The sequence below is a fragment of the Caballeronia hypogeia genome, assembly GCF_001544875.2.
GTDB classification, from domain to species: Bacteria; Pseudomonadota; Gammaproteobacteria; order Burkholderiales; family Burkholderiaceae; genus Caballeronia; species Caballeronia hypogeia.
On sequence record NZ_FCOA02000003.1, the window covers coordinates 351,936 to 366,389 of the forward strand.

A 14,454-nucleotide genomic window follows, 5' to 3' on the forward strand; every position below is an offset into this window, starting at 1 on the left:
AATCCGTCCGTTCGAAACTGCCGTGGCAGCGCTCGTTGCCGGTCTGATCGGCGTGCCAGTTCAGGCACAGGTTTCCATCAACGGCATGTCCGGCTCCGCCACCAACGCCAATTCCGGCACCAGCTACAACCAATTCCTCTACCGCGACAGCATCTATTACCCTGGCTCGACGTGGAACTCCGCCACGTCGCTGGGCTTCTCGACGGTCATCGGCGACTTTGCGCGCACGGCGTCGAACACAACTGACGACGCTATCTTCGGTCGCGATGGCAGTGCCCTCAACGGACGTGGCGGCGAGACTGCTCTCGGTTCCATGTCGCTCGCGAGCGGCGAAACCGCCACCGCGCTCGGCACTTGGGCTCAGGCCACGCGCGCGTTCTCGCTGGCAGTCGGCGGCAATGCCACGGCATCGGGCATCGGCGCGATGGCGCTCGGCCGTGAGGCGCTCGCGTCAGGACACTACAGCATCGGAGAAGGCTTTCTCGCCACGGCCACGGGCGTCGGCTCCATTGGCGTGGGCGCGTCGGCGAACGCGAGCGGCGCGCGCTCGATCGCCATCGGCACATCGGGCCAACTGACAACCGGTGACACGGCGGCCGATGCAAGCTTCCGCGGAACCTCCTCGGCGCGCGCTTCGGGCGCGGATTCCGTGAGTATCGGAACCAATGCGGCGGCGACGGCCGACAACAGCGTCTCGCTCGGCAAGGGCGCGATCGCAAGCGCCATGAACTCCGCCGCCCTGGGTGCGGGATCGACGACCACGGCAAATCTGACCGCGAGTGGTTACAACCCGGGTTCGGGCGTGCTGTCGGGCATCGCGTCGACGGCGAGCGGCGAGATCTCGATCGGCTCCCCTGCCAACGAGCGCCGTCTGACCAACGTCGCGGCAGGCGCGGCGGCAACGGACGCCGTGAATGTGAGCCAGTTGCAGTCGCAAAACGCCAAAGTCGACAAAACGGGCGCCGATATCGCCGCCACGCTCGGGGGCGGCACGACTTACGATCCGGCGACCGGAACCATCTCCGGAACGCGATATACGGTCGCGGGCGGCGCACAGTCGAACGTCGGCGAGGCGCTCCGCGCACTCGACAGCGCCACGGTGCAGTTCAATGGGCTCGGCGGCGCGGCGAACGTCAAAGGACAAAAGATCGTGAATGTCAGCGGGGGAACGATCTCCGCCAGCAGCACGGACGGCGTGAATGGCTCGCAACTCTACGGCGTGAGCTACTCCGTGGCGAGCGCGCTCGGCGGCGGTTCGGCCGTGAATCCGGATGGTTCCATTTCCCAACCGAATTACACGGTGGGCGGCAAGGCATTCCGCAACGTCGGTGACGCGCTCAGCGACATCGACACGCGCACAGCGGGCAACACCACTGACATCAACGATATCAATAACATCCTGAACAACATCACGAAGGGTGGAACCGGCATCAAATATTTCCACGCCAACTCGACCCTGGCCGATTCCCAGGCAAGCGGAGCCGATGCGGTGGCGATCGGCGGCAACGCCCGGGCTGGCGCGGTGAACTCGGTCGCGCTGGGCTCGAACTCAATCGCCGATCGCGTCAATACCGTGTCCGTGGGTGCTGCGGGCGCAGAGCGGCAGATCACGAACGTCGCGGCCGGCACCGCGGACACAGACGCGGTCAATGTCGCACAACTGAGGGCGTCCGGCCTCGTCGGCCCGGATGGCAAGACCAATGCCGCAGTCACGTACGACCGCAATGGCGACGGCTCGACCAACTACGGCAGCATTTCGCTCGGCAACGGCGCAGCCGGCGGCACGGTCATCCACAATGTTGCAGCCGGCGTAGCGAACACGGATGCCGCCAACGTCGGTCAGGTCAACGCGATGTTCGAGCAGGTCAGGAACGCCGCCGCGACAGGCAACCCCATGTTCGCGGCGGACGGGAACCGCGATACCGAAGCGGCGCTCGCGAGCGGCGCGCGTTCGACGGCAATGGGCGCGAATGCGGTCGCGGCTGCAAGCAACGCCGTCGCGATCGGAGCGGATTCGGTTGCGAGCCGCAATAACACGGTGTCCGTGGGCTCCGCCAGCAATGCGCGCCAGATTACCAACGTCGCGGCCGGAACCCAGGGCACGGATGCAGTGAACCTGGATCAACTGAACGCATCGATGACCAAGTCGGCCAGCCAGGCTCAGAACTACACCGACCAGCGTTTCAACACCCTGCAAAACAACATCAACGACGTCGCGAAGAACTCGTATGCCGGTATCGCGGCGGCCATGGCCATGCCGAACCTCACGCCTGCCACGCCGGGCAAGACGATCGTTGCAGCGGGCGCGGCCGCATACAAGAACGGTTCCGCGGTCGCCGCTGGCGCAACCTATCGATCAGCGAGCGGAAGGTGGTTGACGAACGGCGCTGTATCCGTCACCAACACAGGGGACGCCGGCGTGCGTGCTCAGGTGGGCTACGAGTTCTGACCATCGAGCCGGGGGAAGCACGAGCAGTCCGTGCTCCCCTCGCCTCCATTCGTTGCCTCTGTGGTCCGCCGTGACATTTCTTCACGGACGATCGAGCCGTTCGCGCAACCGCGATACGCGCGTTTTGGGAACGGTCTGATCGCTCAGGCAAATCGGATTGAGCAGGATTGCCCGCCGAGCAATACGCGACGCCCGACCATGCTCAATTCGATTCTGCCAACCATCCTATTCTTCGACCACGCAACCTATGCACGCGCGTGCCACCAGGCGCTCTGCGGCGCCTCGCCCAACGAGTTCACCGCACTCGGGCTGATCGCGGCGATCGGCTGCATCGGCGCGTATTTCATCCTGCACTGGCTACGCAAACGCCTCTGGGCGGATTGGCGGCGAGTCTACGTCGTATGTCTTTATTTCGTGCCGCCGCTCTGCGTGCTACTTCTGTTCGCGCTGTCAGTGGCGATTCTGGGCGAGTGGCCAAGCACTGCGCTGTTGTCGATCGTCTCGCTCGGCACGAGCCTTCTGTTCACCATGCAGATTCCTGCGGTCGCCCTCGAACTCGTCTTTCGTCCAGTACGGCCGCTGCGCCTGTCGCTGCGCTGCCTGACCGTGCTTCTCGCGGCGAGCGGGTTCTTCGCGCTTTCACAGCCCGAACGCGACATCAATGAGGTCGTGGCAGCCGCACGCGCGCTCGACATCGACATCGGCTTCTTCAGGCTCAATCTGGCCTCGCTGGCGGAGGGGGTGGCGACGGGCGTGGTCGTCGTGGTGATTGCGCACGGCACGGTCAACTGGCTCGGCGCCAGGCTGCGCAGCAGCATGCACCTGCCACCGAACTTCTCGTTGGCGATCCGCCGCATTCTCGACATCACCGTCTGGACGATCGCCGCCACCATCGTGCTGCAACGCGCGGGCATCGACGTGAAGGCAATCGCGACCTTCGTGGGCGCGCTGGGCATTGGCCTCGGGCTCGGCCTGCAGCGGCTCGCCGCTAGCTACGTGAGCGGTCTGATCGTGTTGTTCGAACAGTCGGTGCGCGTGGGGGACGTCATTTCGGCGGGCGGCATCAAAGGCCGCGTCACGCAGATGACCGTGCGCTACACGACGCTGATGGGCGCTGACGGCGTCGAAGCGCTCGTGCCGAACGACGCGCTGACCCTCAACACCGTGCTGAACCAGTCATGGTCCGATGACAACCTGCGGCTCTCGAGCTCCGTGCATATCGATATCGCCAGCGACGTCGCAATGGCGAAGCAGATCGTCGTCGGCGTCCTGCGAGAACAGGCGCGCGTGCTCGCCGAGCCGCAGCCGGCTGTCTATGTTGCCGATATCGCGGACGGGCGAATCCGGCTCGAAGCGCAGTTCTGGGTCGCCGATCCGGCCAACGGCCAGCTCAATCTGATCTCGGACATCAACGAAGTCGTGCTGCGGTCATTCGGCGAGCATCGCATCCGGCTCGCCCCGCCGCTGCCCAGGCTTGCAACTTGACGCGGCGCGCTCACACCTTCACCGGCGCAGCATGCGAGCGCAACACCAGCGTGCGCCCGCCGAAGGTCAGCACGCCGGACACGCCGATCACGACGCCCATGCCGTGCGGCGAGACATCGTGGAACAACCCGACCGCGAGGCTCGCGACCGCGCCGAGCGCGAGCTGCATCGCGCCGAACACCGCGGCGGCGGCGCCGGCGTTGCGCGGATAGCGGTGCATCAGTTCGGTCGTGCAGTTGGCGGACAGCAGGCCGACCACGCCGACCACGAAAAACAGCGAAAAGACGATCGACCAGAGTCCGCCCAGCCCCGTCAGCGACACGAACGCGACGACCAGCGCCGCGACGACGCTCACGAACGACGCCGCCGATATCATCTTCATCGCGCCGAGCCGCCCCACCAGTTTCGTGTTCAGCACATTCCCCGCGATGATGCCGACGATATTCAGGCCGAACAGCAACCCGTAGTGCTGCGGCTTCACGTGAAAGTAGTCGATATAGACGAACGGCGTCGCGGTGATATACGCGAACATCGACGCGAAGGCCATGCCGCCGCACATCATGTGGCCCCAGGTGACCGGATCGGTCAGCAGATGACCGTACGCCGCGAACGACTTGCCCACCGCCGCGCTCGCGCGCTTTTCCTTGGGCCAGGTCTCGGGCACGCGCAGGAACGCGGTCACCGCGCACGTCAGGCCGAACAGCGTCAGCGCGACGAACACCACACGCCAGCCACCCAGCAGCAGCAATTGCCCGCCAATGAGCGGCGCGAGCAAGGGCCCGATGGACGTGACGATGGAGAGCATCGAGAGCACGCGGGCGGCGTCGGTCGGCTCATGGGCGTCGCGGGCGATGGCGCGCGCGAGCACCGAGGCCGCACCCGCGCCGAGCGCCTGCAGAAAGCGGATCAGGATGAGCGCATCGATCGAGAACGCGATCGCGCAGCCGATGCTCGCAAGCGCGTACAACGCGATGCCGCCGAGCAGCACGGGGCGTCGGCCGTAGGCGTCGGAGAGCGGTCCGTACAGCAGCATGCCGAACGAAAAGCCGAACATGAAGCTCGTCAGCGTGCTTTGCGCTGCGGCCGGGCTCGTGCCGAAGGAAGCGGCGAGCGACGGCAGGCTCGGCAGATACATGTCGATCGACAGCGGGCCGCAGGCGGCGAGCGCGCCGAGCAACAGGATCAGCCGGCCATCGGGCCGGCGCCGGGTGGTGTCGGGCATGGGGTTCGCAAGACGGGATGGATGAAGGGCGACGCGGCGCTCAGGCCACGTAAGCGAGCGCTTATTGTACGTGACGGTGCGCGACGCATCGTCGGGATCCGGCCCTCTGCAGCGCGTTACGCTAAGCTCTTCCGCACTTTCGCCTTCCGTCCGATCGATCCGATGACCGCCTTTCTGCTGATCTGGAGCCCCAAAAAATGGCCCTGGCCCGAGTTGCCGGACCTCGCGCGGCGCGTGGCCGACGGTGTCGCCGTCGCCGATGTCTGGGGCTGCGGGACGGCGCGCGGGCTGATGCCGGGCGATCGCGTGTTCGTGCATCGCGTGTCCCAGGAGCCGAAGGGCGTGTTCGCGTCGGGCTGGGTGACGCGCGCGCCGTACGAGGTGCCCGATACGGGCAGCAAACGCGGCTATCGGCTGTGCATCGACTTCGCGTACGACTGGCTCGTCGACGCCCACGAGAAAGTCGTCGTCACGCGCGACGAGCTGCGCGCACATCCGTTCTCGGTGCAGACCTGGGACGCGCAGATGTCGGGCACGCTCATCAAGCCGATGGCCGAAGGCGCGCTCGAAAAACTGTGGACGGAACGCACGGGCCGGCGCTCACGGTCCCCCTCGGCATCCGCGGCGCCTCCACCATCGGCCTAGGTCCGACGCGGCCCCTTCGCATCGACTCCGGTACAATTTCAGCCATGTTTTGTCGCGTCGGAGCGCGCGTCTTGCGCGCCGCGCCGCCGCGTTTCGGGCGACGCGCCCGTCCCTCGCGTTTCCCGCATCCACTTATCAGCGCAGGCCTTCATCCATGTCCAAGAATCAAGTCCTCTTCGAACGCGCCCAGCGAACCATTCCCGGCGGCGTGAATTCGCCGGTGCGGGCGTTCCGCTCGGTCGGCGGCACGCCGCGCTTCATCGAGCGCGCGGAAGGCGCGTATTTCTGGGATGCAGAGGGCAAGCGCTATATCGACTACATCGGCTCGTGGGGTCCGATGATCGTCGGCCACGTTCACCCCGAAGTGCTCGAGGCCGTGCAGCGCGTGCTCGTGCACGGCTTTTCGTTCGGCGCGCCGACGGAAGCCGAAATCGAGATCGCCGAGGAAATCTGCAAGCTCGTGCCGTCGATGGAACAGGTGCGGATGGTGTCCTCCGGCACCGAGGCGACCATGAGCGCGCTGCGTCTCGCGCGCGGCTTCACGAACCGCAGCCGCATCATCAAGTTCGAGGGCTGCTATCACGGTCACGCGGACAGCCTGCTCGTCAAGGCGGGCTCGGGCCTGCTCACGTTCGGCAATCCGACTTCCGCGGGCGTGCCGGCCGATATCGCCAAACACACCACGGTGCTCGAGTACAACAACGTCGAGCAACTGAACGAGGCGTTCGCCGCGTTCGGCAATGAAATCGCGTCGGTGATCGTCGAGCCGGTCGCGGGCAACATGAACCTCGTGCGCGCGACGCCCGAATTTCTGAACGCGCTGCGCGAGCGCTGCAACGAGTATGGTTCCGTGCTGATCTTCGACGAAGTGATGTGCGGCTTCCGCGTCGCGCTCGGCGGCGCGCAGGAGGTCTACGGCATCAAGCCGGATCTCACGTGCCTGGGCAAGGTGATCGGCGGCGGCATGCCGGCGGCGGCGTTCGGCGGCCGGCGCGACATCATGGCGCATCTGGCGCCGCTGGGCGGCGTCTATCAGGCGGGCACGCTGTCGGGCAATCCGATTGCGGTGGCGGCGGGCCTCAAGACGCTGCAACTGATCCAGCGCCCCGGCTTTCACGACGACCTCGCAAAGCAGACCCGCAAGCTCGTCGACGGCCTCACCGCCGCCGCGCGCGAGGCAAAGGTGCCCTTCTCGGCCGATTCGATCGGCGGCATGTTCGGCCTGTACTTCATGGATCAGGTGCCGGGCAGCTTCGCGCAGATCCAGCAAGGCGACACGAAGCGCTTCAACGCGTTCTTCCACGCGATGCTCGACGCGGGCGTGTACTTCGCGCCGTCGGCGTTCGAGGCCGGATTCGTATCGAGCGCCCATGACGATTCGATCATCGACGCGACCATCGACGCCGCGCGTGGCGCGTTCGCGTCGCTCGCCGCTTAACGTCACCTCACGCCGCGGGCCGCGCCGATGTTCTCGCAAACCGACTTCACGCACATGGAGCGCGCGCTCGCGCTCGCCTCGAAGGGCATGTACACGACGACGCCGAATCCGCGCGTCGGCTGCGTGCTCGTCAAGAACGGCGAAGTAATCGGCATGGGCTTCACGCAGCCCGCCGGGCAGGATCACGCCGAAGTACGCGCGCTGAAGGACGCGCGCGCTCGCGGCAAGGACCCGCGCGGCGCCACTGCCTACGTGACGCTCGAACCGTGCAGCCATTTCGGGCGCACGCCGCCCTGCGCGCACGCGCTCATCGACGCGCGCGTCGAAAAGGTCATCGCCGCGATGGAAGACCCGAACCCGTCGGTTTCAGGTCGCGGTCTCGCGATGCTGCGCGACGCGGGCATCGACGTGCGCTGCGGGCTGCTCGCGAACGAAGCGCATGAAATGAACATCGGCTTCGTGTCGCGCATGACGCGCCGCCGGCCGTGGGTGCGCATGAAAGTCGCGGCCACGCTCGACGGCCGCACCGGCCTGCCCACCGGCGAAAGCCAGTGGATCACGGGCGAGGACGCCCGCGCCGACGGCCACGCGTGGCGCGCCCGCGCCTGCGCGATCCTCACGGGCATCGGCACGGTGCGCGAGGACGACCCGCAACTGACCGTGCGCGCGGTGGACACGCCGCGCCAGCCGCAGCGCGTGCTGATCGACAGTCGCCTCGACGTGCCGATGCAGGCGCGCATTCTCGACGGCGCGCCGCTCTGGATCTTCCATTCGGCGAACGCCGAAGCCGCCCGCATCGACGCACTGCGCGAGAAAGGCGCGGACCTGATGGAGCTTTCCAACGAGCACGGCAAGGTCGATCTGCCCGCCATGCTCACCGCGCTTGCCGATCGCGGCATCAACGAACTGCACGTGGAAGCGGGCCACAAGCTCAACGGCTCGCTCCTGCGCGAAGGCTGCGTCGACGAACTGCTGATCTATCTCGCGCCGAGCCTGCTCGGCAGCGCGCCCGGCATGTTCGATTTCGCGCCGCCGGATACCCTCGATGCGCGGCCACATCTGAAGTTTCATCGCATCGACCGGCTCGGCGACGATCTGCGCATACTCGCCCGCAACGCCTGAGCAAACGTCACCCGGTAATCAGCACCGACAAGGAAGGAAACCGATGTTCACAGGAATCGTCGCGGCAGTAGGCCGCATCGAAAACGTCACGCCGCTGGGCGCGGAGCCGGAAGCCGGCGTTCGCCTGACGGTCGCCGCGGGCAGTCTCGATCTTGCCGACGTCGAACTCGGCGACAGCATCGCGATTCAGGGCGCGTGCATGACGGTGATTCAAAAATCAGCAAACGCGTTCGATGTCGAAGTGTCGCGCGAAAGCCTCAACAAGACGGCCGGGCTGGGCGACGCCGGCGCGCAGGTGAACCTGGAAAAGGCGCTGCGCGCGCACGACCGGCTGGGCGGCCATCTCGTCTCGGGTCACGTGGACGGTCTCGGCGTCGTGTCGAAGTTCGAACCGGTGGGTGAATCGCACGAGTTGCGCGTGGTGGCCCCGAAGGACATCGGCAAGTATCTGGCCTACAAGGGCTCGGTGACCGTGAACGGCGTCAGCCTCACGGTGAATGCCGTCAGCGACCGCACCGACGGCTGCGAGTTCTCCATCAACCTCATTCCGCACACCGTGGAAGTCACGACGCTCAAGGCGCTGAAGCCCGGCGCGAAGGTCAATCTGGAGATCGATCTGATCGCGCGTTACGTCGAGCGCATGATGAACGCGAAGTAAGCGGCACTCATTGCCGCATGCGGATCGACAGCAGATAGACGGTGTCGTCGACCAGCAGGTAAAAAAGCACGTAGTGATCGGGCGGCGTGTGACCGAACGTGTACACGCGCAACTCGCCGCCCGCCGCCTTTCCGCGTTCGAGCAGGTCGGTGAGAAGCGGGCTGGCGACCGCCCGCTCGAACGGACCCTGTTTCTCGTCGACGAAGCGGCAACCGATTCGCGGCGTGCCCTGCAGCAGCGGAATCGTCTGCTTATTCAACAGGTCGAGCAGAGCATGGTACGCCGTTGGCCGCCCCGCCTCGGATAACTGCCGCTCGATATCGAGGAGTCGCGCCGCGAAATGCGTGGTGATGCGCAGTGCGGCGACGCGGTCCGCCGCTTCCGGTGCTGAGATGCCGATCATTTAAGTCACGCCTCGATAGTTGGAGTCCGGCCAGTTTCCCAGCCGCGCCGCCTTCGCACCATTCGTCCGAACGGCCTAGGAAAACTCCACACGACCCGGGCCACCGATTTCAGCAACGGTCCATCGGCCGTGGCGTAAAATACGCGCTTTCCCCAAACCGGACCCGCACGGGACGTCATCATGTCGCTCGCCTCCACTCCTGAGATCATCGCTGAACTGAAAGCCGGCCGGATGGTGATCCTCGTCGACGAAGAAGATCGCGAGAACGAAGGCGATCTCGTCATCGCCGCCGAATTCGTCACGCCCGAGGCCATCAACTTCATGGCGAAGCACGGCCGCGGCCTCATCTGCCTCACGCTCACGCAGGAGCGCTGCAGGCAATTGAACCTGCCGCTGATGACGCATCGCAACGGCACGCAGTACGGCACGGCGTTCACCGTGAGCATCGAAGCGGCAGAAGGCGTCACGACCGGCATTTCGGCCTCGGACCGCGCCCGCACGATCCAGGCAGCCGTCGCGCACGACGCCCGCGCCGAGAACATCGTGCAGCCGGGCCATGTGTTCCCGATCATGGCGCAGCCGGGCGGCGTGCTGGTGCGCGCGGGACATACGGAAGCAGGCTGCGATTTCACCGCGCTCGCCGGCCTCACGCCCGCCGCCGTGATCTGCGAAATCATCAAGGACGACGGCGAGATGGCGCGGCTGCCCGATCTCATTGAGTTCAGCCAGCAGCACGGCATCAAGATCGGCACGATCGCCGATCTGATCCACTATCGCAGCCGCACCGAATCGATCATCGAAAAAGTCTGCGAGCGCACCATGCAGACCGCGCACGGCCCGTTCCGCGCGGTGCTGTATCGCGACGAGCCGACGCATTCGCCGCATATCGCCCTCGTGCGCGGCTCGCCGCATCCGGATCGCGCAACGCCGGTGCGCGTGCACGAGCCGCTCTCGGTGATCGATCTGCTCGAAATCGACTCGTCCACACACTCATGGACCATCGACGCCGCGATGAAGGAAATCGCCGCGCGCGATCTCGGCGCGGTCGTCATGCTCAACTGCGGCGACACGAAGGAGCATCTCGTCGACGTGTTCCGCGCCTTCGACCAGAAAGAGAAGGCGGCGGAACTGCAACGCCGCCCGATCGACTTCAAGACTTACGGCATCGGCGCGCAGATCCTGCGCGACCTGGGCGTCGGCAAGATGGAAGTGCTCGCGAATCCGCGCAGACTCGGCAGCATGTCGGGCTATGGGCTCGAAGTCACGGGCTTCATTCCGATGCCCGGCGGCCCCACGACCGCCGCGCCCGCCGAGCCGCCCGTCACCCAGTTGCGCTCGGCCTGAGACCGCCGGCCACTCAACCCAATCCCAGACCATTCCACGCGAAGGACAATTCATGGAAATCGGACAATACCAGCCGAACCTCGACGGTGACGGCTTGCGCATCGGCATCGTGCAGTCGCGCTTCAACGAACCGGTGTGCAACGGCCTGGCCGACGCGTGCATCGAAGAGCTGGAACGCCTCGGCGTGATCGGCCAGGACGTGCTGCTCGTCACCGTGCCGGGCGCGCTGGAAATTCCGCTCGCGCTGCAAAAGCTGGCGGAATCCGGCCAGTTCGACGCGCTGATCGCACTCGGCGCCGTCGTGCGCGGCGAGACTTACCACTTCGAACTGGTGTCGAACGAAAGCGGCTCGGGCATCTCGCGCATCGCGCTCGACTTCGGCATTCCGGTGGCCAACGCCGTGCTGACGACCGAGAACGACGAGCAGGCCGTGGCCCGCATGACCGAAAAAGGCCGCGACGCCGCGCGCGTGGCGGTCGAAATGGCGAATCTGTCCGTCGCGCTCGAGCAGCTCGGCGGCGATGATGAAGACGAAGAAGACGAGGACCGTGCATGAAGAGCGCACGACGCCGGTCGCGCGAACTCGCGACGCAAGGGCTTTACCAATGGTTGCTGTCGGGCGCGCCCGCCGGTGAAATCGACGCGCAGTTGCGCAATTCGCAAGGCTTCGACAAGGCCGACCGCGAGCATCTCGATGCGATCCTGCACGGCGTGATCAAGGAATCGGACGATCTCTCCGCGCAGTTGCAGCCGTGCCTCGACCGCCCGATCGAGCAGTTGTCGCCGGTCGAGCGCGCGGTGCTGCTGGTCGCGGCGTTCGAGTTCAAGCATCACATCGACGTGCCGTATCGCGTCGTGATCAATGAAGCGGTCGAGCTGACGAAGACCTTCGGCGGCTCGGACGGCTACAAGTACGTGAACGGCGTGCTCGACAAGCTCGCCGTCGCGATGCGCCCGACCGAAGCGCAGGCGCGCGGCCGTCACTGACATGAACCAGGCGTCAGAGCCGTTGATGCGCCTCGCATCCCGCGTCGGTCAGATCGAGCCCTTCTATGTGATGGAGCTGATGAAAGAGGCTCAGGCGCTCGAGCGCGGGGGCCGCGACGTCATCCACATGAGCATCGGCGAGCCGGATTTCACGGCTCCGGAGCCGGTGACGCACGCCGCCGCCGAAGCATTGAAGCGCGGCGTCACGCAGTACACCAACGCGCTCGGCATCCACGCGCTGCGCGAAGCGATCGCGCGGCATTATCGCGATACCTTCGGCCTCACGGTCGATCCGGAGCGCATCGTCGTGACGGCGGGTGCGTCAGCGGCGCTGCTGCTGGCGTGCATGGCGCTCGTCGACAACGGCGACGAAGTCCTGATGCCCGATCCGTGCTATCCGTGCAACCGGCACTTCGTATCGGCGGCGGATGGCAAGCCGGTGCTGATTCCGAGCGGTCCGGCCGAACGGTTCCAGCTCACGGCCGCGCACGTCGAGGAAAACTGGAGCGACAAGACGCGCGGCGTGCTGCTTGCGTCGCCTTCGAATCCCACCGGCACGTCGATCGAGCCGGACGAGTTGCGGCGCATCGTCGACACGGTGCGTGCACGCGGCGGCTTCACGATCGTCGACGAGATTTACCAGGGATTGAGCTACGACGCGAAACCCGTCTCCGCCCTCTCCTTCGGCGACGACGTCGTCACCGTGAACAGCTTCTCGAAGTATTTCAACATGACCGGCTGGCGGCTCGGCTGGCTCGTCGTGCCGCAGGCGATGGTCAGCGCGGTCGAGAAGCTCTCGCAGAATCTGTTCATCTGCGCGTCGGCGCTGGCGCAGCACGCGGCGCTCGCGTGTTTCGAGCCGGAGACGATCGCGATCTACGAAGCGCGCCGGCTCGAGTTCAAGCGGCGGCGCGACTACATCGTGCCGGCGCTGCGCTCGCTCGGTTTCGGCGTGCCGGTCGTGCCGGACGGCGCGTTCTACGTCTACGCCGATACGACGACGGTTCATCACCCCGCTGCCGGCAATAGCGACGCCCTCACGCATTCGATGCTCCACGACGCGGGCGTCGTACTCGTGCCGGGCGCGGACTTCGGCTTTCATGCGCCGGAGCGCTACATCCGTCTTTCGTATGCGACCTCGCACGCGAAGCTGGAGGAAGCGGTGCAGCGGCTGGGCTCTCTTTTCAGCCGATAAAACGCGGGCGCAGAGAAAGAAAAAGGCACCCGAGGGTGCCTTTTTTCATCTGAAGTTCCGCGCGCGATTGTTAAGCGCCGAATTCCGCCGACGCCACATGCTTGGCGTCGCTATCGCCATCGTCCTGCGACGCGGACTTCTTCGACGTATCGATCGTGACGTGCACGCGCTTGTCCGCCGCCGCCGACGCCAGAACCTGCTTCGGCGCGGCCTGGACCGGCGCCTGTGGCGCGTTGATCGGCACGTTGCGGCCGCGCGCGACATCGCGCAGACGCGAACGCTCGGCCATCACCTTGGCGCCGTAGCCGCCATCGTCCTGCGTGCTCGAGCCGACGTAATAGCGCAGGCCGCCCGCCACCGAGCCGCCGCGCGCGATGCAATCCTTCAGCACCAGCGCGCCGACCTTGATGTTCGCGAGCGGATCGAGCGCCGCGTGCGAGCCGCCGAAATACTCGAACTTGTCGGAATGGACCTTCGACATCACCTGCATCAGGCCCTGAGCGCCGACGCCGCTTTCCGCATACGGATTGAAACCGGATTCGATCGCCATCACTGAGAGCAGCAGGAGCGGATCGAGGCCGACTTCGCGACCGGTGTCGAACGCAGCGCGGACCAGATCGGCGACCGGCTCTTCCGCCACGCGATAGCGGCGCGCGATGAAGTTCGCCACCAGCTTCTGCTCACGCGAGGAGACCAGCACGCGGTCGTCGCGCGCATCGGCTACGACGCGTTGCGCCGGAATCATGCTCGCGAGCATGCCGACGGAGGGCATGGTGCGCGGATCGAGACCGTTCGGCGAGACAGCGAGGCTGATGCCGCCGGTGAGTTGATGCGTGCTCGCGTCGTCGGACGCGGCGGCGCCGAGCGAGGGCGTGAGTGCGCCCGGCGCATTTTTCCCCGCCGCAGGCGCGTTGGCTGCGAGATTCACCGGCAGCATCGGATCGCTGGGCTGACGATGCACCGCCGAGAACGGCGGAAGCGGCTGGCCCGCGAGCAGCCGCGCCGGACCGGCCTGGACCGCCGCCGACACGAACGGCATGATCCTTGCGGCGAACGTGGTGCGCCACGACGGCAGCAGCCAGAGCGCGAGCGCCGTGACCATGGCCGCGCCGCCGACCACGGCGAAGAGATGGTGACTCAAACGGCGTCCGCGACGTAGCACTACGCGTATGATCTGCGCGGCGCGGGTGTCGGAACCCCACCAAACTGATGCGTTCATCGATACTCCCAATGTTGCATGATTTGCGCAGATGAATACGAATGAAGCACGTATTCGAAACACAAATCAGACACCGCCGGCTCAAGGCAAGCGTAAGCGGCATCGGGGATACGGCATGAGCCGTCTGGAAAGCCGATCCGGCAAGCGTCACCGGTTTGCGCGGCACGAACAACATGCCCTGAGTGCGCAGATGGCCTTCCACGCGAAAAAACCGGCGCGAGAAACGCCGGCAGTGACAACCAACAGCCATGAATCGCCGGGCAGGAGCGGCGCAGGCGACGCATGAG

The 14,454-nt window shown here is 66.0% G+C and carries 14 protein-coding genes; 11 read left to right on the forward strand and 3 right to left on the reverse strand.

Going from position 1 to position 14,454, the window contains the following annotated elements:
* Nucleotides 1–22: 22 nt before the first annotated feature.
* Nucleotides 23–2,449: a YadA family autotransporter adhesin gene (locus tag AWB79_RS07670; protein WP_061166789.1), complete on the forward strand. Its 2,427-nt coding sequence runs from the start codon at nucleotides 23–25 to the stop codon at nucleotides 2,447–2,449.
* A 198-nt stretch (nucleotides 2,450–2,647) separates the two neighbouring features.
* Nucleotides 2,648–3,934 carry a mechanosensitive ion channel family protein gene (locus AWB79_RS07675; protein WP_061166790.1) on the forward strand — a complete coding sequence of 429 codons (1,287 nt, stop codon included), beginning with the start codon at nucleotides 2,648–2,650 and terminating at the stop codon, nucleotides 3,932–3,934.
* A gap of 10 nt (nucleotides 3,935–3,944) precedes the next feature.
* On the opposite strand, the gene AWB79_RS07680 is transcribed toward AWB79_RS07675, so the two are convergent.
* A complete protein-coding gene (locus AWB79_RS07680) occupies nucleotides 3,945–5,156 on the reverse strand; it encodes a Bcr/CflA family multidrug efflux MFS transporter (protein WP_061166791.1) in 1,212 nt (403 codons plus the stop codon).
* A gap of 162 nt (nucleotides 5,157–5,318) precedes the next feature.
* On the opposite strand from AWB79_RS07680, the gene AWB79_RS07685 reads away from it, so the two are divergent.
* The 4 genes from AWB79_RS07685 (at nucleotide 5,319) to AWB79_RS07700 (ending at nucleotide 9,019) form a co-directional block, all read left to right on the forward strand.
* On the forward strand, nucleotides 5,319–5,801 hold the full coding sequence (locus AWB79_RS07685) for a hypothetical protein (RefSeq protein ID WP_061166792.1): 483 nt from the start codon (nucleotides 5,319–5,321) through the stop codon (nucleotides 5,799–5,801).
* 154 nt (nucleotides 5,802–5,955) lie between these two features.
* Entirely contained in the window at nucleotides 5,956–7,239 is a 1,284-nt protein-coding gene (gene hemL, locus AWB79_RS07690) for a glutamate-1-semialdehyde 2,1-aminomutase (RefSeq protein ID WP_061166793.1), read from the forward strand.
* 27 nt (nucleotides 7,240–7,266) lie between these two features.
* On the forward strand, nucleotides 7,267–8,361 hold the full coding sequence (gene ribD / locus AWB79_RS07695; RefSeq protein WP_061166794.1) for a bifunctional diaminohydroxyphosphoribosylaminopyrimidine deaminase/5-amino-6-(5-phosphoribosylamino)uracil reductase RibD: 1,095 nt from the start codon (nucleotides 7,267–7,269) through the stop codon (nucleotides 8,359–8,361).
* A gap of 43 nt (nucleotides 8,362–8,404) precedes the next feature.
* On the forward strand, nucleotides 8,405–9,019 hold the full coding sequence (locus tag AWB79_RS07700) for a riboflavin synthase (protein ID WP_061166795.1): 615 nt from the start codon (nucleotides 8,405–8,407) through the stop codon (nucleotides 9,017–9,019).
* A gap of 7 nt (nucleotides 9,020–9,026) precedes the next feature.
* On the opposite strand, the gene AWB79_RS07705 is transcribed toward AWB79_RS07700, so the two are convergent.
* Nucleotides 9,027–9,422, reverse strand: coding sequence for a hypothetical protein (locus AWB79_RS07705; protein ID WP_061166796.1), 396 nt, complete (start codon nucleotides 9,420–9,422; stop codon nucleotides 9,027–9,029).
* Between the two features lie 180 nt (nucleotides 9,423–9,602).
* On the opposite strand from AWB79_RS07705, the gene ribBA reads away from it, so the two are divergent.
* The 4 genes from ribBA to AWB79_RS07725 are packed head-to-tail and all read left to right on the forward strand — an operon-like array spanning nucleotide 9,603 to nucleotide 12,948.
* Nucleotides 9,603–10,766 carry a bifunctional 3,4-dihydroxy-2-butanone-4-phosphate synthase/GTP cyclohydrolase II gene (gene ribBA / locus AWB79_RS07710; protein WP_061166797.1) on the forward strand — a complete coding sequence of 388 codons (1,164 nt, stop codon included), beginning with the start codon at nucleotides 9,603–9,605 and terminating at the stop codon, nucleotides 10,764–10,766.
* A gap of 52 nt (nucleotides 10,767–10,818) precedes the next feature.
* Entirely contained in the window at nucleotides 10,819–11,322 is a 504-nt protein-coding gene (gene ribH / locus AWB79_RS07715) for a 6,7-dimethyl-8-ribityllumazine synthase (protein ID WP_061166798.1), read from the forward strand.
* On the forward strand, nucleotides 11,319–11,753 hold the full coding sequence (gene nusB / locus AWB79_RS07720) for a transcription antitermination factor NusB (protein ID WP_061166799.1): 435 nt from the start codon (nucleotides 11,319–11,321) through the stop codon (nucleotides 11,751–11,753). The genes ribH and nusB overlap by 4 nt, the downstream gene beginning before the upstream one ends.
* Before the next feature lies 1 nt (nucleotide 11,754).
* Nucleotides 11,755–12,948, forward strand: coding sequence for a pyridoxal phosphate-dependent aminotransferase (locus AWB79_RS07725; RefSeq protein WP_061166800.1), 1,194 nt, complete (start codon nucleotides 11,755–11,757; stop codon nucleotides 12,946–12,948).
* A 70-nt stretch (nucleotides 12,949–13,018) separates the two neighbouring features.
* On the opposite strand, the gene AWB79_RS07730 is transcribed toward AWB79_RS07725, so the two are convergent.
* A complete protein-coding gene (locus tag AWB79_RS07730) occupies nucleotides 13,019–14,167 on the reverse strand; it encodes a lytic transglycosylase domain-containing protein (protein WP_061166801.1) in 1,149 nt (382 codons plus the stop codon).
* A 115-nt stretch (nucleotides 14,168–14,282) separates the two neighbouring features.
* Here AWB79_RS07730 and AWB79_RS39375 point away from each other — a divergent pair, with 115 nt between their 5' ends.
* Nucleotides 14,283–14,453, forward strand: a complete 171-nt coding sequence (locus AWB79_RS39375) for a hypothetical protein (protein WP_157695711.1) — start codon at nucleotides 14,283–14,285, stop codon at nucleotides 14,451–14,453.
* Nucleotide 14,454: the final 1 nt, after the last annotated feature.

Coding starts and splice junctions, on each gene's coding strand:
- AWB79_RS07675 (WP_061166790.1), top strand. CDS start 2,648: ATGCTCAATTCGATTCTGCCAACCATCCTATTCTTCGACCACGCAACC.
- AWB79_RS07680 (WP_061166791.1), bottom strand. CDS start 5,156: ATGCCCGACACCACCCGGCGCCGGCCCGATGGCCGGCTGATCCTGTTG.
- AWB79_RS07685 (WP_061166792.1), top strand. CDS start 5,319: ATGACCGCCTTTCTGCTGATCTGGAGCCCCAAAAAATGGCCCTGGCCC.
- hemL (WP_061166793.1), top strand. CDS start 5,956: ATGTCCAAGAATCAAGTCCTCTTCGAACGCGCCCAGCGAACCATTCCC.
- ribD (WP_061166794.1), top strand. CDS start 7,267: ATGTTCTCGCAAACCGACTTCACGCACATGGAGCGCGCGCTCGCGCTC.
- AWB79_RS07700 (WP_061166795.1), top strand. CDS start 8,405: ATGTTCACAGGAATCGTCGCGGCAGTAGGCCGCATCGAAAACGTCACG.
- AWB79_RS07705 (WP_061166796.1), bottom strand. CDS start 9,422: ATGATCGGCATCTCAGCACCGGAAGCGGCGGACCGCGTCGCCGCACTG.
- ribBA (WP_061166797.1), top strand. CDS start 9,603: ATGTCGCTCGCCTCCACTCCTGAGATCATCGCTGAACTGAAAGCCGGC.
- ribH (WP_061166798.1), top strand. CDS start 10,819: ATGGAAATCGGACAATACCAGCCGAACCTCGACGGTGACGGCTTGCGC.
- nusB (WP_061166799.1), top strand. CDS start 11,319: ATGAAGAGCGCACGACGCCGGTCGCGCGAACTCGCGACGCAAGGGCTT.
- AWB79_RS07725 (WP_061166800.1), top strand. CDS start 11,755: ATGAACCAGGCGTCAGAGCCGTTGATGCGCCTCGCATCCCGCGTCGGT.
- AWB79_RS07730 (WP_061166801.1), bottom strand. CDS start 14,167: ATGAACGCATCAGTTTGGTGGGGTTCCGACACCCGCGCCGCGCAGATC.
- AWB79_RS39375 (WP_157695711.1), top strand. CDS start 14,283: ATGAGCCGTCTGGAAAGCCGATCCGGCAAGCGTCACCGGTTTGCGCGG.